Genomic DNA, 24,940 nt, shown 5'->3' on the forward strand with positions numbered 1-24,940 from the left:
AGGTTAGTTTTTGCTGTTGGTAAACAATACCATTGGCAGGTTAATGATACGGTTACCAAGTTTGACAGGGTCTGGTGTTTCCAGGATGATATGGGAAGATGACTGGCTGGCGATCGCGAAATAGGTGATCAGCTCAGTGAGGCCTTTTTCGGTGCCATATATATCTACCAGTTCTTTCAGACTGACCTGTTTTTTGTTTTCAAGTTGTTGCTGGATGCGGTTTTCGAGTTGAGTACGATCTATATGGAAATGATTGAATAATGCCTGCATATCTTCCATGGAATAATCGTCTCCGCCAACACCTTCCGGTAGCTGGAAGACAGGAGGAGCTGTTTTTTCATCCGCCATGTCCCATCTGTCGGGCAGATCTATTTCCGGATCTTCTTCAATTTCGATAAAGTATTCATCCGTAGGGTGGTTGCCCAGCGCCTGGAAAGCGAGTACACGGATATCGTTTATCAGCTCCATGGTTTTGCGGCGTTCGGTCATATTTTTTTCATTGAGTACCCGGCTGAGTTTATCGCTCAGCTTTTTATTGGCATCAATTACTTTTTTCCCGGAGGCGTGCAGGAGCTGTTTCAGCTTTTTGAGGAAGCGGTCGTCTTTATATTCAATGTCGCGGTCATCCATCAGCTCGTAGAGCTTTTCAATGAGCTCACGCATTTCATTCTGTTTATTTTCGTCCATGAGGAACTGCCAGAATGAGTAGAAGCTTTTTCCCTGGTCTTTCTGGCGCAGCGCCTCGAAAGAGTCCAGTGTATAGGCCAGCAGGGTACCTTTGGCTACATCGCGTTCACTTTGTTTGCGATATATTTCCTGGGTGATCTGCTCAAAGTTACCTTCCACCTCCTTGAAGTCGCCCAGCAGTTCGCGGGCCATGCGGTTTACATCGTATACCCTTTCTTTGATCTGGGTATCGTCGAAAACCTGCACTTTTCCGGTGATGCTGATGGCTTGAATTTCCTGTTCTATCTCGAATTTTTTCCTTTCCAGCTCCTGTATACGCTGTTGAGGGTCTTTATTGCTCTGGTCTACCAGTTCTTTTAATTTGGAGAAAATATCTTTAAACCGGCTTTCTGTGCCGACAAATTCTCTTTTCTGGAGTGTAGAAACGAAGTGCAATACTTTTTCTGTATCGCTGCTTAGTTCATGGATGTCCACGCCATCGTCGTCAGGGTATTTCCTGAGGAAGCCCTGGTTACTCCATTGGTCAATATATTTTCTGGCTTTAATATCGTCGTCTTCCAGCAGGCTGTTAGCGTCTATTTCATCATCTGTAGCGCGGTAGCCGGTGTGGCTGAGGTAATCTGACAAACGGGTAACCAGTTCAGCATTGGTGATGATCGTCTGGTTTTTCTCTTTAAATACCGAATGAAAAAATGACAACATCATGGGAGCACTGCGAGCCCGTAGTATCTTGAGGGTTACTGACTGGGCAAACAGAATACATAATTGGTCGTACGTCATGGGGTAAAAATAAGGAAAAAAGGTATTCCTTTACATGATGTAAAGGCCATTTGCGCGGGCTTCCACAGGAGCCGGTATCTCTGGTTCTCCCAGGGCCTGTAACAGATTGATTTCTATATTGCGGGTAATGCTGTCCAGTGGCATGGCCAGCGGACTATATTCGAATGGGTTCATGAGGGCGATACCATTCAGGTGGGTGCTGTGGAACACAAAGCCAAAGGCCCATCCAAACAGGATAGACCAGGCGCCGATGGTTTCTGCCATCATCATCGTATTCATGATCACATAAAACCAGATGAACATCTTGGTAAAAAAAACATAATTGGGTGGGAAAACAGTGCTTTTGATACGCTCGGATTTTCCCATACTATCGGTATGTTTCACCAGCAGGTCGTTGATTTCCAGAAATTGAAATCCGTCTACAGTGCCGGTTTGCTTGAGTTTTTGCAGGTCGCGGGCCTGCAGGGAGAGGATGGCATTGGGGATATTGGTTTCCTGCTGTACCTGGGCGAGGTCTTCGGGGCTTAAATATTGGTGGTAATAATTATCAGGGCGGTTGCGGAGGGCCGATTTCAGGGCATATAGAAAAGCCAGGTGCCGGTATACCATGTTCCTGGCGGTGGTCTGGCGCTGTTCCGGATTGTCGGAGGCGTAGTACTGTAGCAGACTCCGGGCCCAGGACCGGGAATCGTTTACGAGTCCGCCCCAGATGATGCGGGCCTCCCACCAGCGGTCGTAGGCCTGGTTATTGTTAAAACCCACGAAAAAGGCGATGGCAGTACCCAATACCGCCGAAATGGACACAGGAATGGCGATATGGGATTTCAGCCAGGTGATATCCAGGTAATATACGATGGTACAGCAAACGAGTAGGAGCAAATCCACCTTCCAGGTGAAGGAGAATACCTGCATTAATGACAACCTGGATCTTATCAGCATACGCGAAAATTTATTTTTTCAATAGCCTGTTTTGGAGGATCTTTTCCATCGCTATTTCTTTCATACCCCTGGAAAATGGTACGGTGGCCTTTCCCATCTCTACTAAATTTCCATCTATCCCTGTAATCTTCTTACTATTTACTACATATGATTTATGCGTTTGCACAAAATCTTTGCTATTGATGCTGTCGACGACGGATTTCAGGGTTGCATGGATCACATAACGCTGGTCGGCAGTGTAAATATTCACGTAGTTTTCCATTGCTTCCAGGTAAAAGATCTCTTCACAGAAAATTTTAACCAGCTTTTCGTTGGTCTTTACGAATATATACGCCGGATCGGCCGGTATTGTTTGGCTAAAACTTTCATAAGCCCTGTTTGCCGCCTTTAAAAACCGGTCGAAAGACACCGGCTTCAGGAGGTAATCCAGCACCTGTAGCTCGTATCCTTTGATGGCGTATTGTTCATAGGCCGTGATAAAAATGACTTTTGGCGGGTGGTCCAGACTTTGCAATAACTCCAGTCCGGTCACATACGGCATTTCTATATCTAAAAAAATCAAATCTACCGGCTGCTGGCGGAGGAGGTTGTTCAAACTCACCGCATCTTCACAAATACCTACCAGTTCGAGGAAGTCCACTTTTTCCACATAGGAGGCGATGCCTTTGCGGGCCACTGGCTCATCGTCGGTGATTACACATTTAATTTTCATAATATAATTTTTAGCGTGGCCGTATAATGGTCGCCGTTATGGCTGGCAGTAAATTCATGCTGATCAGGGTAAAGCAATGCCAGCCTGCGTTGCAGGTTTTCCTGGCCGATACCGCCGTTTTTGAATACCTGCCTGTTGGCAGGCACCGCATTGCTGACATCAAACGTTAACCTGTTCGCTTCCAGCTTCGCCGAAATGTTGATCCAGTAAGCGCCGCCGGCATATTTAAAGGCATTTTCCACCAAAGGCAATAACAGCAACGGGTATACGGACTGATGCTGCAATGCCGGGTCGAACTCCACTTTCAGCTGCAGGTGTTCGTTCATGCGTTGTTGCTGCAACTCTATGAAAGAGTGGAGGTATTGCAGCTCCTGCCCTATCGTTACGGTCTGGCGCTGGTCATATAGTTGATAGCGCAGCAGCTCTGATAACTTTTCGACGGTGAGTTTGGCATCCTGCACACTTTCATCCATCTGAAAGTAGATCATATTCAGCGCATTGAACAGGAAATGCGGATGGAATTGCGCTTTCAGGAAACGTAGTTCTGTATTGAGTTTATCGTTACTGATTTTTTCCAGTAAGAGCTGCTGTTCATAGTTTTTATGCAGTGATGCCGTAGCACGGATAATCGCGTAATACAGCATAGAAAATAAAAACGGCAACAGGGTGACATTCACCACATCGTACCATTGCAGACCATCGTCCGTAAGGGCCACCATCGGAATGATGAGCGTATAGCTGATAAGGGTAATGATTATAGCAACAAAACCATATTCCTTCCAGACCGGTAATGGTATATTCTTTTCTGCCTGCCGCCTGGCTATCAGCCGAAGTGCTCCAATGTATACATAGCTGGCGATGATCGTGACCGCTATTTCAATGGCGGTGGTTATCCATGGCCTCGTCCAGAATCTTGTATCGGAAATGACATCATTTACCAGCCGCAGGCTGGTATATACCATCAATGAGTAGAAGATGGGGAAAAGGTATATTCGCCAGATTTTCTTCATTATTATTAAGATAAATAAAAAATACTGTTTTCCGATCAGGCTAAACACAAGCGATTTCATCCTAATCAGGATTTTACAAACTTAAGGTTTACCCACCTCCCTGCCGGCTGTTTTTTGACGTTCTGCATACTGGCTTTGACGAAATGCAATATTTTTTTCCGGCGAAGCCCATAGATACTCAATGCGTTATAAAATTAATTACTCTATTAGTCTATAGGATTAGTAGGAAATTAAAATAATCTCCCTATATTTGTTTCACAATTGGTAAGAAACCTGTTGCAATCATTCCAACCATTTTAAAATATACCAGGATGTCTACACTTTACCGTTACGCCGACTACCTCCAGCAGCCAATTCCGGAGAACTTTCCTAAAACAGGATATCATAGAGAGAAGGTTTCGCCGATTCAATCCGGTCAGCGTTTTCCTGAGTTTTTCCTTGACAGGTCCGATGTAATCCGGGATGCCGGGTTATTAACACAGGGGGCTAGTATTCACACTTTAACTTCGCAGCCACTGGTAGTGGTGTATTATTCTATTCACTGGAATGGTTATGCAGATACATTGATTGAGCAGCTGAAAGCTTTGCAACCGGCTATAGAAGCGGCTGGCGCTAAATTACTGGTGGTTGCCAGTGAGGGCAGACAGGCGTTTGAAAATGTAAATGGTCAGGTTCCTTTTGATGTGGCTTTTGATGCGGATAAGCATATCGCCCGTAAGACGGGTATCTATAAAAAGTCGGATCCTATCTGGGGTTTTGTGGCTGGCGTAAATGAAGATGTTCCGGTACCGGCAGTATTTGTGGTAACACCATCGTTGCAGATCAGGTATGCTTTTGCAGATCTCTACCTGGAAAAACAATTACAGCCAGCGGATATACTGGCTGCAATCGATAATCGTGTTGCTATCAGCGCTTAATCATTGATAGCCTGGTATACCAGGTTTTTAAAAAGCTCGTTCATATCTCCGTGAGAGGTAGGCCAGACATTCGTGTAGATCAATCCCACAATTTTTTCTTTAGGATCGGCCCAGTAGGTGGTGCAGAACATGCCACCCCACTGGAATACGCCGGCAGGCTGTAGCGAAACCGCACTTCCCTTTTCTGTAGTCACCTTAAAGCCAAGACCAAAACAATTGTATTTGTCCCAGGCCACTTCCAGGTCGCCGGTCTGGTTCATTGTCATAATACGTACGGTATTTCTGCTCAATATTCTCACGCCATTATAAATACCTCCATTGACCAGCATCTGCAAAAAAATTGCATAATCCTTTGTGGTAGACGATAATCCGCCACCACCGGAAAAGTAGGTACCGTTAAATTTAGGGTAGTCGGCCCATAGGTCAACACCCTTCAGGTTCACCGATTTTCCGATGTTATGTACCGTATGGGTGTTAGGGTCTTCTGTGTAAAGCGGTACCAGGCGGGACTTTTTATCTTCCGGAAGATAAAAATAGGTATCATTCATGCCCAGGGGCTGGAACAGGCGTTCTTTAAAAAACTGGTCCAGGGACTTGCCGGACAAGACTTCCACCAGGTATCCCAGTACATCTACACCGAGGCCATAGGTCCATTTCTCGCCGGGGTTATGCAGCAATGGAAGTTTGGCAAGTATTTTCATCTTATCGCCCACCACCTGGTCTTTCAGTCCAACACCACCTACTATACCGGCTTTTGCATAAATAGCCGTTTCCATAGGGCCGCCGATCTGGGCATAACCCAATCCGGAGGTATGCCTGAACAGGTCGCGGATGGTAATTTCCCGTGTAGCCGACACCGTTGTCCAGGTGGTGTCCTTACTGTTGAAAGACCTGATTACCTGTGGATTAGCGAATTCCGGGAGATATTTAGACAGCGGATCATCCAGCTGAAATTTACCCTCTTCGTATAACATCATGGCTGCGACGCTGGTGATAGCTTTGGTCTGGGAGGCAATCCTGAATATGTTATCGGTCCTTTCGGGAATTTTTTTATCCGTGTCGCTATAACCAAATGCTTTGTCATACACGATCTTTCCGTCACGGATGACCATGGCGGTGGCGCCATTCACATACCCTTTCTTTACATAACTATTTACAAGGGAGTCTATCCTGGATAATCTTTCGGCCGACATATGCGCCTCTTCAGGTGCTGCCGGCTTCAATTGCTGGCTCTGACCATGGAGGCAGCCAAGTAATAAAAACGGGAACAGTATTCGTTTCATAGCGGAATTTTAACGGCGGTTAAGATATAAATAGTTCAAGAATTTTTACGGCAGATAATTATAACTACTTGAAAAGTATAGTGTTTAATGGGTCTGGCGGGCAATCTAAAAATACCAACATCTAGGTATTTTATACTCCCTGCTATTCAGCTACTTTTGCGGTGAGCACGTTTAAAATGTCGGACTCACTTAAAGAGTCTTTTTCCATATAAAATTTTTCTACGACCGTAAAATCGGTCAATTACCCCCAAAATTGGGTCTCACCGTTATGGATGGGACCCAAACTGTTTTTATAAATTTCTAATTACATTTGCAGAAAATAGACCAAAACCAACCACCTGTAAAAACCTCTTGCCATCAGTTCCGGAATAGTGTGTATGTAGAAGATGGGGTTCACTATTGTTTTTTTCCCGCTTTGTCTTAATTGTATATCAACGTAGAATACGAGTCAAACATGTCAGGAGTAACGCTGGAAGAGAAGATAAAAGCATTGCAATCTATTGAAGATGAATTGCCGGCTGTTCTATTGATCCATAAATTTCCGGAAGGAGGAGTGGTGCATATGTCGCAACGGGGTTGTCATGCCCTTGGCTATACGCTGGAAGAAATCATTGCCCTGGGCCAGGAGTATTACCAGCGTGTATTCAATCCACAGGACGTGGAAGATTTTGTACCACGAATTCTGGAACTGGTGGAATCCCCTGCCGAAGAGGACAGGATCGTTTCTTTTTTTCAGCAGGTAAGGCTGGCGGGCCGTGAGGATTACGAATGGCACCTGAGCACGACCCGTGTTTTTTTCCGCGATGAAACAGGGCTGCCTACACACCTGATTACCTGCGCTATTCCCATAGATCCGCTACATCACGTTACCAGCAAATTAAAAAGACTGTTAAAGGAAAATACTTTTCTGCGACAGCACCAGCACGTTTTTGCTGAACTCACCAAAAGAGAAAAAGAAATTCTCCGATTGACGGCATTAGGTCACAGTGCCGGAGAAATGGCCAGGGAACTGCATATATCAGAAAAAACAGTTGTCACCCACCGTAGAAATATCAAATCAAAAATCAATGCAGAATCTATGTATGATCTTACGCAGTTCGCCCAGGCATTTGATATGATCTGATTTTGTTATTATTTTTTGTAAGAAGATGATATAATATTAACAATATTTTGTTGTTGGATATTATACCTAAAATTTTTTTAGGTAGATGAAAGTGCCGCTATTAAAGGGTTTTGTGGAGAAGTGTTTTTTGTTAAAACGATTTTATGCACTTATGAATTTTTTATAGGTTGATGTTTGATTAATCTTAAAAATGTAATTTTAGTTGGATGTCCTATTGATGCATCAGGATATCTGTTAACCCGATCTTGTTTGTTTAACCGTTTTACCATGTCTTTTAAAGCACGTTGTACTATAAACGGCCTTGATTTCAATGTTCTTGAATGCCGGTTTTCCTTTTTTCAAAGCACAGATTATTGCGGCAGGCCCAATGCCAGTACACTGGCCCATCACCTGGAATTGTTGCTGGAGTCTTCATCAGAAACCAGTTTGCTGGATTGGATGATCAGCGATACAGCCACACATAACGGCAGTATTACCTTTTACCGCCGGGATGCATTGTCACGGCTGAAAGAGCTGAAGTTTTCCGACACCTACTGTATTGGCTATTCGGAGCATTTTAATGCTGCCAATGAACAACCCATGCAGATAAAACTGCTGTTATCTGCCAGGAAAATTCAGGTAAACAATTCCACATTCGAACATCAATGGCCAGCCTGATAAAACTACTGCTTATGACTGCTATCGCTACTATTTCCGTCATCCTCGACGGAGAGCAATATACCAATGTATTGTCGCTACAGCTGGAACAATACCTACATATGCCACATGGTTTCGAACTGATGGTACCGGGAAACTGGCTACAGCAGCAGCATACACCCGAACAGTTAGTACAAAGACTACTGGGTAAACAGCTGGAAATAAATCTTCAAACCGGCAGCCGGCAGAAAAATACTTTCCGAGGCCTGGTAACAAGTGTGCATATCAATGCCACTGCTGCCGGCCATGGCAGCTGTATCGTGAAAGGCAGCAGTCCGGACATAACCTTGCACCGTACTGCAGCAATGCAGGTGTTTGAGAACAAATCGGCAGCTACACTGGCAAAAGATTTCACCACGTCCCTGCGACAAACCAATATCAGCCCTAAGGCACACGAACCAATCCCCTACCTGTTACAGTGCCAGGAAACCAATCTGCTATTGCTACAGCGCATCGCCGTCCTGTACAAGGAATGGTGTTTTTATGACGGCACCACCTTTCATTTCGGTAACTATCAGCCTGCATATATTTCTTTACAGACAGGAATACAGCTACTGGATTTTGAAATCAGTGTTGCCATGCCTGCGCCGGCCGCACAGGTGCATTGTTTCGACTATATGCTGTCCAGCCAGCAATATGCTACCGTAAAAGATTTGCCCAAAGATAACTACCTGCATCACCTCTTTGATGAAGTAACAGTATTGAATAATGCTTCAACATTAATATCAGCCGGCGCCTCAGCGGAATCTGAAGCGATAATGCAACAAGCGGTAGACAAACAAACGCGGACTTTATTCACACAAGGGTTGCAGCTCCGCGGCAGGAGTATCCATGCCGGTATTCGTCCCGGAGATATTATCCGCGTGGAGCCGGCAGATAAAAGTAAGTCCTACGGCGATTTCAGGGTGATGGCTGTCCGGCATTTCATGACAGGAGACCATAGTTATTACAATACGTTCCAAGCTATATCTACAGCAGTGGAAGCGCCGGGATACAACGTTGAAACCCCGCGTTGTCATGGACAAAGCGCTGTAGTAACGGATAATGAGGACCCTGAGAATTTAGGACGCGTGAAGGTTCGGTACCAATGGCAAACTACAGGAAGTTCTCCATGGATGCGGATAATGCAGCCTGTAGCCGGAAATGGAAAAGGCTGGTATTTTCTTCCTGAAATCAATGAAGAGGTATGGATTGGTTATGAACAACAGCATTCAGACAAGCCATTTGTGGCGGGATCCTTCTATAACAATAGCCAGCGTCCTGCTCCGGCAGCAGTACAGAATAACCTCAAGGTGATACGTAGCCGAAGCGGGCATACCATCACCCTGGACGATACTCCCGGCGCAGAACAGGTACACATTGCAGATAAAGGTGGAAACCAGTTATTGCTGGATACTTCCAGCGGAACGATGCAGCTACAGGCACCTGAATTAATAACCTTGCACAGTAAAAATATTCTGCTAAAAGCAGATGCGGCGGTAACATTAGCCGCTGCAGGCGATGTTTCCATATCAGCTGCCAGCAACCTTTACCAATATGCAACCGCAACAGCAGTACTGTCGGCCGGAGAGCTAAGTCTTATTACAGATAAACAACTCTCCCTGTTTGCAGCCGAGCTGAAAGCCGTTTCGGAAAATGCAGCATTACATTCCACAAAAGGCGATTTCCTGATCAAATCGGCAAAAGCATTACATATACAGGGAGAAGAGAAAATCAATATGCATTAAGCAACCAACCATATCAACAATAAACTATGAAAAACGCAAACCAGTCATTGCACCTGGTATGTGCCGGAGCTTTGTGTACCTGCGACAAAGCACTTAGTCCGGCCCCCATATCATTGCATGTAATCAGCAACAACAAGTATTTTATCCGGGACGCCAATGGGAAAAATGTCGCTACCACAGCAGATAACAACGTACTTGCGCTGAATTTCTCGCTCTGCAGAATTCCGGACCCGAAGAACCCCGTTCCCTGTACCGCGCAGCTACAGTGGCAGCATTATTATAAACAGATGATATTGCCTGGGGGCGTATATCCGTTGACAGCCGATAGTGAGGCCAGCTGTGTCAAAGGAGGAACGATAAAACTGCAGCAACATGGCCAGCTGCCACCATATCCCGGTGATATGCCTGTGGCAGTACCGGGAAACAATGAGACTACAGCCCCCAAAGCACAACCGGAGGAAAAACAGACCCCTGAAACGCAACCAACAGCTACTGAGGCACCAGGCACCGGGAAGTCTGAGGCAGATACCAGGCCTATCGCATTGATGTATGCATCATGGCGGGATGATAAAGGGAGTCTTAAAAAAGTAACCGGGTGGCATGAAATATCGTATCTCCATCTGATGTTTTCAGGCATTACGACTATTGATGTTGAAGTGGAAATTGTAGCTACAGACATGCATCTGCAGCACTTTACTACCATTATGTCTGCTACTGCGTTTCAATCAGCAGAGGGACGTATCATCGTCCCATTCCGCACAGATAAACTCCAAAGCGATTTACTGAAAGATGGCGACCTGCTATATGCGCGTATCTATACGAATGGCATAGCTATCAAAGGCGCAAATGTATTGCAGCCCAGACGGCCATTGCTGTTTAAGGAACGCCCGGGAATCAGAACAGTCAGCTTTCATAGAGAAGGTAATGAATTGGTCACGGCCCATTATGGAGATACAATTACCTGTAAACTGGTGGCAGTCAACATGTGCAGAGAAACCATTGCGGTAAAGATAAAAAGACTGGAAAAGGCAAATGGTAAAGATCTGGAAAGACTTGACCGGACTATATTTCAAGGCACCTATACCTTTAACGATCACGGGTATATTGAATTTGAGTTCACTATTAAAAAAGAGTGGGAAAATGAATATGATGAAAGGGTGCAACGTTTTTATCTGGCCGTAAAATCACTTAACTGGTATGCCTGGTGGAAAACACTAAATGCCTTTCCGGTAATTGCTGCTCCGGAAAAGCAACGTAATAGCGCGGTGGTTATTAATGCTGCCGGTGCCGGGAAAGAACCTGTCCTGTGTGCAGCTTGCGAAGAAGAAATAACCATGACGCATATACGGAATATGGCCGTCAATAAAGATGGTAAGATGTTCCTGAAAGATGAGCATAAAATCAGGGAAGGGCTGGAAGTACTTAATCAGCACAGGGCGGCATTTCAGCTGGATACCTGTGCCCGCAAGGCGCACTTCCTGGCACAGATTGCGACTGAAACAAGGTTTCAGCAGCTGGAAGAGGGTTTCAACTATGCGGCCGATGTGTTGGTAAAGAAATTCAAACGGTTTAAAACCAATGAAGGAAGCCGCAGGGCCACGGCCTGGGGGCGTGCAGAAAATGATGATACACCAGTATCCAATGAGCATCAGCAGCAAATAGCCAATTGGGCATATGCCGGCATTAATGGCAATGGTGCCTATGAAACTGCTGATGGGTGGAATTACCGTGGCCGCGGATTTATTCAGCTGACGGGCCGTGGCAATTATAAGCTCGCTGCCAGTCTGTACGCCAAATGGATGAATGCGGGTACTGTCGACTGGGAATCTTCGCCGGAACAGGTTTCCTCCAACGCCCGTCATGCCATGGCGGCGGCTATGATCTATTGGCGTTCTCATGCCCTTGCCTACCGGGCCGATTATGCCGATGGCTATGCGGTTGAAAGCGTAAGCCGACTTATCAATGCTGCCCTGGATAATATTGCAGAGCGGAAACGCTTTTTCAGGGAGGCTTGTAAGTCGCTGCAGGTAAGCAGTTGCAAACGCTACCAATCCCGGCAATGGCAGGAGCCCAACCAGGATACGATAGTGGTTATATCTGGTACCGCATCCGGTACTGGCAATGAGCATTATGTAAAGAAAAGTGGCAAAATAAATATAGATGCAACATGGCCGGTTTATGCCACACAGGTATACCGCCGGCTTTCGCTGGCGCAGTATAAACAACTGAAGGCAGCCAATAAGTTGCCTGCCCCGGACTATGCCACCTGGCTCACCAGGGATGGGCATGGCGAAACTTACGGAAAACATGATGCCGCACGTTATGGATATATGAATGAATGTCCACCCGGTGAATATTACCTGAATCCGGGATTGTCTTCCCAGAAATACAGGATGTACCTCTCTGATACAAAAGGTATTGGAAGTGCATCTGTTTCGGGGGCGGCCGGCGAACGTACAGGCATAGCGATTCATGGCGGCTGGCCTGTAGGAAGCATTGGCTGCCTGACCACCCATTCAAGAGGGTACTCTTTTCACGAAAATGCGTTGGTAAGAGAACTGTATGCCAATATCCCTGACCTGGATATTGTTGCCCAGCAGGATAACGGCAGAACGGTCCGTGTAATCCTTGAACCACGGGAGGTAGATACCACTACCTGGAATGATCCTGCAGTAGGGAGCACAAAATGGACAGGTCATATTACTCACTAATTAATCATTGAATTATGTTCAGCCAATCATTCAGCACAGTATTGTTGCTGTACTTTAAGTTCATCACTATACTACCCGTTATGCCGTTAAATAGCTTCATGGAAGAACCAGTAAATCAGCGTATCAGTAACAAGGAAACGCAGAAAATATGTAATAAGCTAAAGCTGCTGGGATACAAGTTCCCGGAGCCTGCAGCGTTTGAAAGGATCGTGCAGGAATTGGCTGGTATTTCACTGGCAGATAGTAAGTATAATGATATCAGGTTAATGCACACAAAAGAGCCTGGGAAAAGCGATATATGGGCCGTTCGCAGTGCTCGGATCCTTATTCCGGATGAAGACCTGGAAAACTTTTGTGATACCTACGACGAACATCATCAGGTAATAGACATTCCAATAAGCCAATGGAGCGAACGGTTCTTTCATTATCTGCTGGCTTTTAATCGTTTCCTGGTGTATAACGATACCAGCTTATTTCCTATGGTGAAATATCACTATGGCGCAGCCTTGCAGAACATTTTTTTTGATCTCGGATATTCAATATCCCAACCGTTGAATAAATGGATGATCGCGGGTATCAGCGAAGACGCCGAAGGCAGGGCAGATTTTATCAGGACCATATATGGTTGGAACCAACAGGCCGGAAAACTAATGTTGCGTGAAAACAGGCTGTTGCTAATACAGGAGCTGAAACCTGCCTTGTTTGTGCATACCGTTAGTACCATTCAATATCTCCGAATGATGAAAGTGGCACCGCTGGAAATTGGAAAATTGATAAATGCAGCCATAGTAGCCGGTTTTACCGACTTCGTGGAAGACGTGTGTGAAGAGGATCAACCGCTTATACAGGAATTGGTAAAGGCAGATTTTAAGACCTGTCCTCTATTGAAATCGCTCATAGATGAAACTGATTATTCGTTTCGCCGATGAGCATCAGAATACGATACCTGCTGATATCAGATTCGCTGTAGGCTTGTCATCCGGAAACGACACCACCGAATTATTGGCAGTAAAGCTGGCATATTTATAAGTGTAGCCACGGAATGTATAAGACGCAAATACACCTATATGGCCAAACAGGTAAGAAACGCCGGCGCCGACACCATAGAATAGCTTCCCGGTTTTCTGATAATTCGTAGTGGCCGGATTGCCATTATTATCGGAATAATGATACTGGTACGTAACCCGATAGTTGTTGTATCCAAATTGACCATTGATGAACGGTTCAAATTTTCCAAATGGATACCTGGCTTTCAGGTCTATGAATGTAGGAATCAGCAGGTGGTCCTCAAAGGAGGTGAATTCTACCCCAAGGCCGGCAGCAAGATATTTGTTGAATCCATAGTCATAGGTTATACCGCCGCCAAATTTATCCTGGTGAAGCATACCGTAGACATATCCCCTGCTAAGGTTTTTCCAGCGGGGAGGATTGAATTCTGAATCCTGCGCCTGAAGCCGCAACGGGAAGTATATAAGTAGTAGTAAGAGGAGCTTTTTCATGTAATAGTATTAGAAAGTTCTATACTCTACTAACAATCTGAAAGGTAAAGAGTTCTGTATCTTTTTCCGGAATAACCGGCTTTAAGTCCGGTGGTTAGGTCAACCTGTATATAAACCATTAGTTTGGCATAGCGGCCTGACTGGATTTTAAGGCTGACTGGTACCTGTTGACAGCAATGTTTTATTGTTGAGTATTGTTAGCACAACTCCATGCAGATCATTGAAAAATGCATCTTTATTCCGGCTATTGCATAACAGTACGACATTGACGCCATTACGGGAGCTCCATATTTCGCTGGCAGTACCTGGAATTGAGCCGGCATGTCCCCGGTTTCCGGCGCCATCTATAAGCCAGCCGCAGCCATAGCCGGGATTAGCCTCGGAACCTTTTGTCATTGTGGTAATGGATGCAGCTGTAAGCACATCCGGTGCTGTATCGAAACCATCAATAGCCAGCAGGAATTTGGCCAGATCCTTAGCGGAAGTGATCCAGCCACCGGCGGCCTCTAACCGCGAAACATTGGTAACATAGGCTAAGCCAGGCCAGTTATCATAATAGGCGACCTCCGCAGGCAAACGTGTAACCTTGCTGTTGCTGCCTATATGCATGTCGTTTATACCTACGGGATGAAGCAGGTGCTCCTGTATATATCCTTCGTAAGTCATACCGCTTACGCTGGCAATAACGCGTCCCAGGAGGCAGTAACCAAAGTTGGAATACATATACATCACTCCTGGCTTGTATTTTAATGTACTGCTGGCTAATATATGAGGTATCAGGGAGTCTATAGGTAGTGTGGGTAGAAGTGCCATGGGATCATTGCCGGCGCTGTTGGGCCATCCGCCAGCCGTATGGTGTAGCAGCTGATCCACGGTGATATCCAGGATGGAAGAATCATACCCGTTACGAAGGTAGCGCGTGCCAAGTAAACCGTGCTCGCCGAAAATCTTATCATTTAGCTGAAGTTTGCCTTCTTCCGCAAGCTTCAGTATAGCCGCCGCAGTGATACATTTGGATACGCTGGCAATACGAAAAAGACTGTTTGTAGTAACAGGTGTGCTGTCTTCTCTTACGGCAAACCCATATCCTTTACTATAAACCATTTTACCCTGATAGGTTACGGCTACGGACATTCCGGGAATATTATATTGCTGCATGAACTTTTGAATAGTGCTATCAATTTGCGGATTAGCAAAAGTTCCCTGAAAGCAGCTGAGTAATATTAGCAGACTTTTCATTAATTAGGCGATCCTGGTTCCGGGATTTGGAAGGAATTAGTGGTGGAAGATGTAGTTAAAAAGTTTGCCGCTTCTCCATTTCAGGGAGTGCCGCATCCAGCCGCTTAGCCAGCTCAGGAAGCTTAATAGTAGGGACTGCAGGAAACAGGTGGTGTTCCAGGTGATAGAACATACTGAAAGTAAGCCAGTTTTTCCAGCGACTACGCTGGGTACGGGCCAATTCCGGCGTTTCGTGTGTGTCGTGGTGAACCGTCCATACCGCAAAGAAAGCCATCAGCAACTCACCAACCAGCATCACGATCATATGATATATCAGGAAGGGGATTTTCAGGTAGATAATAATAGCCGCCATTACCAGTATAGAAATGATTTCAATCCATACATTCCGGACATAATTTTTGTTACCATGCTTAATCGTTACCTTATGAATCAGGAACATATGAATGGGACCATACAAAATGGCGCCATACCAGGTCATACCGGCCGCTTTTCCTTCATAGTCCTGGTCAGACAAACAGTACTTATGATGCCGGATATGATTGAACTTCACCGCATGAATGGCAGTCATCATGGAAAGACTATTCAGGTACAGGGAAAGCCAGGTAAGAAATTTACTGGTGCCCAGGGAATTATGGAACCCGTTATGCACCTGCCTTAACGCGGTTAGAAAATAAAAAGCGGAGAATGGCAATGCAACCAGGTAGTAACCTTTCCATGCCAGGAACCAGGATGCTAAAAGCCAGGGGAGGGAAATGTTGTTTTCAATTAACATCTCCTTAGTGGAAAGATGCTTCAAGTCTTTCCATGCTACTTTACTGAGGATTTCCTGTTGCGTCATAGGGTGGATTTTACGACCATGTAAAAGTACTGGCAGGTGCGATGAAAAACAAAAACTATTTATAAACTTGAAAACTATGCGGACGCGGGTTCCTGGCTATAAGTGCAGCATAACAGGGGCTCATCATACATATGAAAAATAAAACAGACCACACCGTTATACGTTGTATGGCCTGTTGCTGTTATTTATCTGAAATGTTAGTAAATGGCGACTACTATTTGGAGCCCCCATTAATCAGGGTATCAACCTTTTACGATTCGGCGTGTAGCCCTACCCGGTTGCCTTCCGGATCAAGAATGATAGCGATGAATCCTGCTGGAATAGGCGTCCGGGGAAGGACGATCTTCCCTCCTGCTGCTATTACCTTTCCAAGAACTTTATCCAGCGAAGGACTGGCATTGAGATATACGGTTGTCCCGTTTTCAGAAGGCTTGTTATTAGATGATTTCGATAAAACACCGGTAACCCTTCCGGAAGTAGCCTGCACCACAGCAGGATCATAGGGGAAAAACACCGCTTCATTTTCGCCATCTTTACGCGTCGTCATTTCAATATCCAGAATGGTTTCATAAAATATCTTAGCGCTTGCTATATCCGATACAGGTATCTCGAACCAGGTAATTACATTGGTGGTTGCATCAATTTTTTTCAGTAGACTCATATACTTTTGTTTGATGCAAAGTTGAGTAATGTAGTTCAACCCAACCTGTGACGATCGTCACAAAAGTTATCGTATTGCCCTGCGTTTTCTTATCCGGCTCAACGTTTCGCGTGCTACACCCAGAAACGAGGCTAGCTGCGATAAGGAGACTCTTTGTAGTATCTCCGGATGGTGGTTTTCAAGGTATATAAGTCGCTCCTCCGCAGAATATAGCTGAAATAGTTTTGAGAACTCTTCCTGTATAGATGCAAACCGACGTATACAGAGCCGGCCGAGCAACTCAATTTCTTTATTGCCATTGGAAATCTCAAACAATTTATCCCTATCGAAACAGATGGCTGTCGTAGGCTCAGTAACAATTATACTATACGCTGATTTATCGCCATTGCCCAGACTGGTAATATTGGTAACAATCTGACCTTCGAAAAAAAAACCGGTATTTTTCTCTATACCATCCATGTCATAAAAGCTCCGGCAAGCCCCTTTTTCAATAAAATACAGGGATTTACATACTTCACCAGCTTTCAGCAAAAAGTCATTCTTTTTGTAGGTATGCGTAGTCAGGGCGGGCTGCAACTGATGCCATGCATCATCACTGAAAGTATTGCTCAGACTGCGAAGAAAAGCTAATAACATACGCATGGTTGTGGAAAAGGTGATTGGTATAAAGATACAAAAAAGCCCTCCGACTGGATCGGAGGGCCCTGAAAGTTATATAGATATGCTTAGTTAATGCTGATCTTAGCTACAGCAATTTTTGTTTTTCCAAGCCATCTGTCCGACTTTCCTACCATATACATATCATTTCCAATAACAGCTCCCAGACGCGGCATTGCAGTAGGGACTTCTTTATTGGAGAAGAATGTTTTACGGTTAAATGTACCGGTAGTAGCGTCCAGGTCTAAAACATAACAATCTGTTTTGCTAAAGCGCATAGTGGTTTTGGCCTTTTGTCCTGCCTGTACTACACTCGCATTTTTGGTATTGTCATTGAATAAGATGTGAATCTTATTGCCAGATTGCACAGCGCCAAAACCGGAATAGAAAGGTCTGTTGCCATCATTGAAATAGCTGTAGCTATAGCTTAGGCCACCGATACCAATACCACTGGTAGCACCAGCTATTACCTCACGCTGTGTTTTAGGAAGTACCTGTAACCATCCTATATTGCCGGCGGCATCTATTTTACACATCATCAGGTCACCGCAAATATAGTTGGAATTGGCAGTGGTGCGGCTGCTGCCCATCATGCCGGTTACGCCACTGTAGGTCGTAGTGGTAGAGTAAGTGATGTAATGGTGGTAGTATTCCGCCAGAATCACCAGACCACCGTCTGGGGTATAGAAAATATTTCTGAACTGCATGTACTTGGAGAAACCTTCTCCTTCGTCTTTCATTTTATTCAGACTTTGACGCATTTTTCTTTCTTCTTTGCTTTCCTCTTTGTCGTCGTCATCATCATTATCATCGCTATCCTGGTTGCCGGACAACATGGCAGTATTGATGGTTTTGTCGCTGGTAGATAACACCGTTCCATTGTTTATATCGATGCGTTGTACCAGTAACCCATCAAATTTTTTCCCTCTTTTCTCGTTGGAATAGAAGGCTGCCAGTACTAGGTCTTTACTTTTTTCCTGTGTTAACTTAGTGCTAATCAGCCATTTACCATTGATGGCCGTATTCACTTCTGTCTGTTGTTTTCCTTTCTCGTCGTAGATACGGATGTTATAGTTCGCGAAATCGAGGAATTTAGCTTTTTTCCTTTTTCCTTCTTCATACTCGTACATACGACCAACCAGTACAATACGCTTGTCGGAGGTATACAGTACATCCTCTAATTCATACTTGTCATGTTCGAACTCATTGGAAAGCGTCACAGGTTTGGAAGTAGTTTTCAGGTTTTTGCCAAGTTCCTGGATCATGTAGGCATTCTTTTCTTTTCCTTCCAGGCTGCTAACGATAATAACCTTTGAACTATCGGCGCTATAGGTAATCTTAAAGTTGATGTCATCGCTTTTAGATTCCTGCTGATAAGTGGCTACCTGCTTCCATTCGCCGGTTAACTCACCGGTTTTTTTATCAATGGCAGAAGCAAAAATGGCTAGCTGTTTATCGCGTTTGCTATATTCCGATGAGAACATGTAAATTTTGTCATCAAACGGAAGGAATTGTTCAAACTCTTTTCCTCTTAATTCCTTGTTGAAATCATTGCGATAAACTTCTTTTAAATCATTATCTACTTTTACAAGTGTAGCAGAGCCTCTCTTTGAAGTGACAACAAAGTAGCTCTTCGTGATATCATGACTTTCTTCAAGATAAGCGCCGGTCTTATCTACGGCTACTACTTTCAGATCAGAGGTGCCTTTTTTAAGATTGAAGTCTTCTCCCCAGGTGACAGCGGGTTTCTGGGCATAGGTAGTGAGGCTAAACAAAGCCAGACTAAGGGACAGATAAATGGTTCTCATTTAGTTACTCTTTGGTATAATATAATTGTTGGTATAGGATATTGGGTGTTTAATTATCAGAGCACAATATTAGTGGATTATAATAAGATTTTTATCTAGAGAAGTTTAGAAATAAAGGAGTTACGGCTAATGAGGATATTGTCAGAAAGTAATACATTGCAGGATAGAATTGACCCGAAAAGTGAAAAATCCTGATTATTAAACCTGATATACCTATGAACACGCTGTACGGAGAAAATAGCATCACCAAAGAAAGAAATGTCCTGTTGGTTTTACAGGAAGTTGAAAATTCAGATGCAGAAACAAAAGATCTTATCAAGAGATTCTGTGGGAAAATAATCTATAATGTTGCTGAAATACAAGCGGGTAAAAGATTGTATGTATGTGGAGATATCAGCTTGTTGCAAGAACAATCGCTCCCATTATTTATCATCCAGGAACTTTCCCGCAATTATGAACATCTCCATGAAAATAATATCCACCTCATTACGCTCGGTGAAGTGCCTGTTATAGTGAGTAATGCCGGTGTGTATTTCAGAAGATTATTTACGGGAGATGATTTTTTTGATAAGATAAAATCAGAACATGCTTTCCAGGAGCTGACAGAGTCGAATAAGCCGTCTAAAGCATTCAGGAAAGGGATTTACTTAACAGATATCAGGAAGGAAGAAGCGGCTGCCGGAAATGAAGCCCTGCACTATCGCCTGTTGAGGTGTTCGAGTAATTTAACCGGACCTACGGATAATTTCAGGACCACAGATCGTCAGATTATAGATAGATTAAATGAAGAAGTAAAATATGTTTTTGAAGAAAGGACAGACCTCAATCACGTATTAGCGCAGATTTATGAGAATAAAGCCAAAACAGAGGATACGGATAAAGAGGTGAAATCAAGGATCAAGGCTCATTCCGACAAAACGAAAGACATGCCTGCCGAAGGATTGATCGTATTCTGTACTTTTTATGATACTGCCGATCTCGCACATCTTAAACCTGTTGAAGCTGACAGGTACGATAGATGTTATAAAGATGTCAGTGGTTTTACAAGGCTTTTCTTCAAATTGAAAAGTACGGTAGAGGATGATTCCCTGGAAAAGGATTTCAGCGTTACCCTGTATCCGAATTCCGTGTTCATGATTCCGCTTTCAACGAACCGTTTATATACACATGAAATCAGGCCGTCTATGCTAAATGTGGATATGATCCCAACGCGATTGGGGTATGTGGTGCGCTGCTCAAACCTGGAAGCTGTACATACCAATAACCAGACATTCATCAAAGACAATGGCCAGTTCATTGAACTGGAGAAGATGACCGTGGAAATGCAGGAAGAATTGAGAAGTTCTTATTACGAGGAGAATAAGTCAGAAAAACTGATGACCTATGGTAAAGTGCATTTCAGCATGAATGCCGGCGATTACGAAAAACCTATTTTTTAAAGAGACATGGCTGCTGCGTTTAATAAAATCGTACTTGATTTTAACTCAAATTTGTTTGAAGCATTATCGAAGGCAACTATTTTTGAAGCACTTTCAAAAGGCAGAATTGGCAATCATCTTGTAAGAGAAATGACCAATGGAGTACCTGTTGTAAGAACTACTTCAAAATACAGCATTCCGGCGCAGTTCTTTGCTCCTATCCATGAAGCAGTAGCTGATAATATCCTTGAAACTATCAATAGACAAAGCCTGCAGGGGCCCAATCCTGCAGGTTTCAATAATGCTTTGATCGAGGTGTACGATGCCAGTTATGCAAAAATGGGCTATCATTCGGATCAGGCCCTGGATCTGGTAGATGACTCCCTCATTGCGGTATTTTCCTGTTACGAAAATCCGGATGAACTAACAGAAAAACATATACGAAAATTAAGAATTAAGGATAAAGTGACCGACGAAGAATTTGAATATTCACTGACACATAACTCAGTTATCCTATTCTCAACGGAAACGAATAAACGATTTCAGCATAAGATCATACTGGATCCTGTTCCTGTCAACTCGCCTGACAATAAATGGCTGGGCATTACATTCCGCACGTCAAAAACATATATTCTGTTTAAAGATGACTTACCAATGTTTGCCAATGGAAACGTATTAACAATGGCAGATAAAGACCAGGAAACAGCATTTTATAAACTGAGAGGAGAAGAAAATAGAAGTCTGAATTTTGTTTATCCTGAATTGGAGTATACAATAAGCCCGGCAGACATTATGCAGCCACAGCGGCGCATATAGACCTCACTATTTTTTTAAACGCCGTTGTTGAATAGCAGAAAAGCTTTGTTTTAAAATCTGCTGACTCTTTCTGCTTACTGGTAAAGTATATGCTGCAACGCTGATTTGTAAAGATTCCAGTGTTGTTATATGTTGTAAAGCTACAATATAGGATTTGTGTATTCTGAGAAAGTCTGTCCCAGGTAAACATTCTTCTATTGATTTTAAACTGGCGTAGACAATATATTTTTTATTGGGAGTTACAATCTGTACATAGTTCAACTTCGCTTCAATGAAGAGAATATCAGCGAGCAGTATTTTTTCCAGCCGATGATTACATCGTACATATAATGAATCCGGCTGTTCCCTGTTCATTTTTACCGTGGAAGCGCCGGATACCTTGGCATTGGCCTTTTCACAGGCTTTCAGGAAGCGCTCAAAAGTAACAGGCTTCATCAGGTAGTCGGTAACATCCAGTTCGTAGCCCTGTAAGGCATATTCAGGATAAGCAGTAATAAAGATGACCTGCTGAAAAATGCTATGTTTTTGCAAAAGCTCGATGCCACTCATTTGTGGCATTTTAATATCCAGGAAAATCAGGTCCACAGCTTCGGTAGACAATATAGCCTGTGCTACAACCGGATTACGGGCAGTGCCCACTAAATGTAGAAATGGTATCTGTTCAATGTAGCTTTCAATTTGTTTGCGGACCAATGGCTCATCATCCACAATGATACAGTTTAGCATCTTTGTAATGTTAGATTTAAATGAACGGAAAAGCTGTTGTCATTTTCGCTGATCTCCAGCTGGTGTTGATGAGGGTACATTAATTCCAGTCGCTGCCTTACATTCTGTAACCCGACACCATGGCGGTTGTTGGTGGGTTGTTTCCTGGCAGTAGAATTCATGCAATAAAAATGAAGTTGGTCATCTGTCAGCTGAATATCAATCTGAATAATATTCTCCCGGTTGTCATCATCAGAAACATATTTAAATGCATTCTCTATAAATGGCATCAGTAACAAAGGCGCAATTTTAAGGTCCTGGTTCATAGCGATGATATTCAGACTGGCCGTGGCATCTGTGCGGATTCGCTGAAGATTAAAATAATTTTCCAGGTAGATGAATTCTTTTGACAACGGAATATAATCGCTATTGCATTCATACAACTGATAACGCAGCAAATCAGCAATAGATATCAATGTAACCTTTGCCTGCGGTACGTCAAAGTCTAGCTGTGTATACAGGCTGTTGAGAGAATTAAATAAAAAATGTGGATTCAGCTGTGCTTTGAGGTAAGTTAGTTCTGCGAGAGAATTGGCTTTTTCCATAGCATCCAGTTTACGTTGAGTATTGATGCGATCAAGCGCCAGCTTAAGAAAGGCGCCCCCAAGTATCCCCACTAAAGCTATAAAAAAACGATTGTACTGCAGGTCTGTATAGTTCCAGGAAAAATCAAAATGGATGGGCACCAGCATGTGGGTCAGGAATATCTTCATGATAAATGCATAGCCTCCTGCCAGTAAACCCAGCCAGATAAATGACTGTACCAGCAACCTAAGCAGCTGTTTATGCTTAAAGTAGGATGGCATCAGCCACGCATATACGCCATAGAACGCACAGATAATCAAGCTGACATCCAGTGCAGAAAAATAAAGACGGTTCCCAGTATCGCTAATGTAGAAATACATGATCTGGTTCCACATAAAGTAGAAACCAAGCCAGAAGAAGGAATGCATTAAAAAACGTCTCATGTTCCAATTTAAGCAAAACGGGAAAGTAAGTCTTTTCCATTATAGCAACAGACATAAAAGCGGGATTAATGGCAGATAGCAATAGGAAACACCGATAGTATAGTAAATCCTTCACTTTATGTAAATCGGCTGATTCTTCCCTGTCTGAAGCGTATTTTTCGTAAAAAGAAACTATGAGAACAATCCTTGTTGTCACGCTGCTATTTACCGCCATATACAGTGGCAATGCGCAGGATCGTGATACTGTTGTCCTGCAGGCTGCCCATTACTTCAGTGAAGCTGATTCGGCAGCCAGGGGCCAGAAAGTATGGAATTTACCACTGTATGGCCCGATGATATTTGTAGAACCCAATTCAAGAGTAGCATATACCAATGTACCAGACAGCGCAGGCATCTTCATAAAAAAACAGGAAGGGGTTTATGTAGGAAAGCTGCCCGCTGATATTATCCTTGCCAATACTGCTACGCTTTGGCAAAATCGTTTATGGACACTCGTATTATGGCCATTGCCGTCCGACAAAGATGAGCGCCTTAGTCTGATGATGCACGAAAGCTTTCACCGGATACAACGCCAGCTTAATTTACCGGATAATAGCCCAACAGTGGATCACCTGGCAACCATGTACGGACGTGTGTACTTTTTGCTGGAATTGCAGGCATTAAAAGCCGCACTCAACAAACCGGTTGAGCAGCGTAAAAATGATCTGTCAAATGCTTTGTTATTCCATAGAAAAAGACAACAGCTGTTCCCTGCTACCTTCCCCAGAGAACGTATCCTTGAAATGAACGAAGGATTGGCAGAGTACACCGGAATGATATTAGGACGCCCCGCAGCAAGCATACACCAGCACTTAAACGATGAAATTGATAAAACAGCCTCAAAGAAATCAATTATCAGATCAATGGCATATGTTACAGGCCCTGTATACGGGTATTTGTTGTATGAGAAATTTCCTGCCTGGACACGCAACATCGACTCAACGTCCTCTTTGTCTGCCCTTGTGGAGAAATACTACCACCTGAAAACACCCGAACCAATTACGGATGTTGCGCTAAATAAGATGGCAAAGCAGTATAATGGAGCGGCTATTCTTCAAACAGAGAAAGAGAAAGAAGATAAAAGATTAGTGAAGGTGGCCAGGTATACGCACCGTTTTGCTGAACTGCCGGTATTGGTCATTAATCTCGAAAACATGAGTATCGGCTTCAACCCCAACAATTTATTCGATTTAGGCCAATTGGGAACAGTATATCCTACCGCAGAAGTAAATGATGTATGGGGTAAATTGATTGTTACCGATGGCGGTATGTTGATGAAAGACTGGAAAGTGGTTACATTGTCAGCGCCAGAATACATCTCTGTGGAAAATAATACAGCAAAAGGAAGTGGCTGGGAGTTGCAGTTAAATAATGGCTGGGAAATTAAAAAAGATGATGACCTGCATGTGGTGCTGGTGAGGAAGCCTTAAAAGTAAAAGCCCCCAGGTCTTTCGATCTGAGGGCTTAAAGCTTGCGGAAGAGAAGGGATTCGAACCCTTGATAGGCTTTCACCTATACACACTTTCCAGGCGTGCCAGTTCAACCACTCCTGCACTCTTCCGTGATTATCTTTTTGATACTAAAACGGAGAGGTTGATTTTCCGTTTCAGGGTTGCAAAGATAATCTTAAAATTAATATTTCCAATT

At 43.9% G+C, this 24,940-nt stretch carries 22 protein-coding genes and 1 tRNA gene; 9 read left to right on the plus strand and 14 right to left on the minus strand.

Translation table 11 applies throughout. The annotated features are described in order from the left end of the window. Positions 1–3 precede the first annotated feature (3 nt). From F3J22_RS05025 to F3J22_RS05040, 4 genes are read right to left on the minus strand one after another with little or no spacing between them, the layout of a single operon-like run. On the minus strand, positions 4–1,467 hold the full coding sequence (locus F3J22_RS05025; RefSeq protein ID WP_167014914.1) for a DUF3375 domain-containing protein: 1,464 nt from the start codon (positions 1,465–1,467) through the stop codon (positions 4–6). Positions 1,468–1,497: 30 nt separating this feature from the next. Beyond that, positions 1,498–2,406 (minus strand): bestrophin family protein, encoded by a 909-nt coding sequence (locus F3J22_RS05030; protein WP_167014916.1) that lies wholly within the window; start codon positions 2,404–2,406, stop codon positions 1,498–1,500. 10 nt (positions 2,407–2,416) lie between these two features. Beyond that, on the minus strand, positions 2,417–3,118 hold the full coding sequence (locus F3J22_RS05035; RefSeq protein WP_167014918.1) for a LytTR family DNA-binding domain-containing protein: 702 nt from the start codon (positions 3,116–3,118) through the stop codon (positions 2,417–2,419). Continuing rightward, positions 3,115–4,128, minus strand: coding sequence for a sensor histidine kinase (locus tag F3J22_RS05040; RefSeq protein WP_167014920.1), 1,014 nt, complete (start codon positions 4,126–4,128; stop codon positions 3,115–3,117). The genes F3J22_RS05035 and F3J22_RS05040 overlap by 4 nt, the downstream gene beginning before the upstream one ends. Before the next feature lie 311 nt (positions 4,129–4,439). Between F3J22_RS05040 and F3J22_RS05045 the strand changes: the two genes are divergently transcribed. After that, the gene (locus tag F3J22_RS05045) at positions 4,440–5,045 is read left to right on the plus strand and encodes a redoxin domain-containing protein (RefSeq protein ID WP_167014922.1); all 606 of its coding nucleotides are present in this window, start codon (positions 4,440–4,442) and stop codon (positions 5,043–5,045) included. Here F3J22_RS05045 and F3J22_RS05050 read toward each other — a convergent pair. After that, positions 5,042–6,328, minus strand: a complete 1,287-nt coding sequence (locus tag F3J22_RS05050) for a serine hydrolase (RefSeq protein WP_167014924.1) — start codon at positions 6,326–6,328, stop codon at positions 5,042–5,044. The genes F3J22_RS05045 and F3J22_RS05050 overlap by 4 nt on opposite strands. 454 nt (positions 6,329–6,782) lie before the next feature. Here F3J22_RS05050 and F3J22_RS05055 point away from each other — a divergent pair, with 454 nt between their 5' ends. The 5 genes from F3J22_RS05055 to F3J22_RS05075 all read left to right on the plus strand — a co-directional run bounded on the left by F3J22_RS05055 (position 6,783) and on the right by F3J22_RS05075 (position 13,514). Next, positions 6,783–7,451 carry a helix-turn-helix transcriptional regulator gene (locus F3J22_RS05055; protein WP_167014926.1) on the plus strand — a complete coding sequence of 223 codons (669 nt, stop codon included), beginning with the start codon at positions 6,783–6,785 and terminating at the stop codon, positions 7,449–7,451. Positions 7,452–7,718: 267 nt separating this feature from the next. Next, positions 7,719–8,108 carry a type VI secretion system tube protein TssD gene (gene tssD / locus F3J22_RS05060; protein WP_167014928.1) on the plus strand — a complete coding sequence of 130 codons (390 nt, stop codon included), beginning with the start codon at positions 7,719–7,721 and terminating at the stop codon, positions 8,106–8,108. A gap of 14 nt (positions 8,109–8,122) precedes the next feature. After that, a complete protein-coding gene (locus F3J22_RS05065) occupies positions 8,123–9,874 on the plus strand; it encodes a phage baseplate assembly protein V (RefSeq protein WP_167014930.1) in 1,752 nt (583 codons plus the stop codon). 26 nt (positions 9,875–9,900) lie between these two features. Continuing rightward, positions 9,901–12,585 carry a PAAR-like protein gene (locus F3J22_RS05070; protein WP_167014932.1) on the plus strand — a complete coding sequence of 895 codons (2,685 nt, stop codon included), beginning with the start codon at positions 9,901–9,903 and terminating at the stop codon, positions 12,583–12,585. Between the two features lie 14 nt (positions 12,586–12,599). Continuing rightward, positions 12,600–13,514, plus strand: coding sequence for a hypothetical protein (locus F3J22_RS05075; protein WP_167014934.1), 915 nt, complete (start codon positions 12,600–12,602; stop codon positions 13,512–13,514). 3 nt (positions 13,515–13,517) lie between these two features. Here the strand turns inward: F3J22_RS05075 and F3J22_RS05080 are convergent, their stop codons facing one another. The 6 genes from F3J22_RS05080 to F3J22_RS05105 form a co-directional block, all read right to left on the minus strand. Continuing rightward, positions 13,518–14,084 carry a porin family protein gene (locus tag F3J22_RS05080; protein WP_167014936.1) on the minus strand — a complete coding sequence of 189 codons (567 nt, stop codon included), beginning with the start codon at positions 14,082–14,084 and terminating at the stop codon, positions 13,518–13,520. A gap of 147 nt (positions 14,085–14,231) precedes the next feature. Beyond that, complete coding sequence (locus F3J22_RS05085) at positions 14,232–15,323, minus strand: serine hydrolase (protein WP_167014938.1); 1,092 nt, start codon at positions 15,321–15,323, stop codon at positions 14,232–14,234. Positions 15,324–15,378: 55 nt separating this feature from the next. Further along, positions 15,379–16,161, minus strand: a complete 783-nt coding sequence (locus F3J22_RS05090; protein WP_167014940.1) for a fatty acid desaturase — start codon at positions 16,159–16,161, stop codon at positions 15,379–15,381. Between the two features lie 250 nt (positions 16,162–16,411). Continuing rightward, a complete protein-coding gene (locus F3J22_RS05095) occupies positions 16,412–16,822 on the minus strand; it encodes a VOC family protein (protein WP_167014942.1) in 411 nt (136 codons plus the stop codon). A gap of 66 nt (positions 16,823–16,888) precedes the next feature. Then, positions 16,889–17,458, minus strand: a complete 570-nt coding sequence (locus F3J22_RS05100; protein ID WP_240155004.1) for a Crp/Fnr family transcriptional regulator — start codon at positions 17,456–17,458, stop codon at positions 16,889–16,891. Positions 17,459–17,547: 89 nt separating this feature from the next. Further along, entirely contained in the window at positions 17,548–19,287 is a 1,740-nt protein-coding gene (locus F3J22_RS05105; protein WP_167014946.1) for a hypothetical protein, read from the minus strand. A 215-nt stretch (positions 19,288–19,502) separates the two neighbouring features. Between F3J22_RS05105 and F3J22_RS05110 the strand changes: the two genes are divergently transcribed. Continuing rightward, positions 19,503–20,726 carry a hypothetical protein gene (locus tag F3J22_RS05110; RefSeq protein ID WP_167014948.1) on the plus strand — a complete coding sequence of 408 codons (1,224 nt, stop codon included), beginning with the start codon at positions 19,503–19,505 and terminating at the stop codon, positions 20,724–20,726. Positions 20,727–20,732: 6 nt separating this feature from the next. Beyond that, on the plus strand, positions 20,733–21,521 hold the full coding sequence (locus F3J22_RS05115) for an alpha-ketoglutarate-dependent dioxygenase AlkB (RefSeq protein WP_167014950.1): 789 nt from the start codon (positions 20,733–20,735) through the stop codon (positions 21,519–21,521). 6 nt (positions 21,522–21,527) lie between these two features. Here F3J22_RS05115 and F3J22_RS05120 read toward each other — a convergent pair whose 3' ends face one another. Together F3J22_RS05120 and F3J22_RS05125 are read right to left on the minus strand one after the other, a co-directional pair. After that, positions 21,528–22,247, minus strand: coding sequence for a LytTR family DNA-binding domain-containing protein (locus F3J22_RS05120; protein WP_167014952.1), 720 nt, complete (start codon positions 22,245–22,247; stop codon positions 21,528–21,530). Further along, positions 22,241–23,254 carry a sensor histidine kinase gene (locus F3J22_RS05125; RefSeq protein WP_167014954.1) on the minus strand — a complete coding sequence of 338 codons (1,014 nt, stop codon included), beginning with the start codon at positions 23,252–23,254 and terminating at the stop codon, positions 22,241–22,243. Before F3J22_RS05125 ends, F3J22_RS05120 begins: the two co-directional genes overlap by 7 nt. Before the next feature lie 173 nt (positions 23,255–23,427). Here F3J22_RS05125 and F3J22_RS05130 point away from each other — a divergent pair, with 173 nt between their 5' ends. Further along, entirely contained in the window at positions 23,428–24,723 is a 1,296-nt protein-coding gene (locus F3J22_RS05130) for a hypothetical protein (RefSeq protein ID WP_167014956.1), read from the plus strand. Between the two features lie 44 nt (positions 24,724–24,767). Here the strand turns inward: F3J22_RS05130 and F3J22_RS05135 are convergent. Further along, a tRNA-Ser gene (locus F3J22_RS05135) sits at positions 24,768–24,854 on the minus strand. Positions 24,855–24,940: the final 86 nt, after the last annotated feature.

This window comes from Chitinophaga sp. Cy-1792, from assembly GCF_011752935.1.
Classification (GTDB): domain Bacteria; phylum Bacteroidota; class Bacteroidia; order Chitinophagales; family Chitinophagaceae; genus Chitinophaga.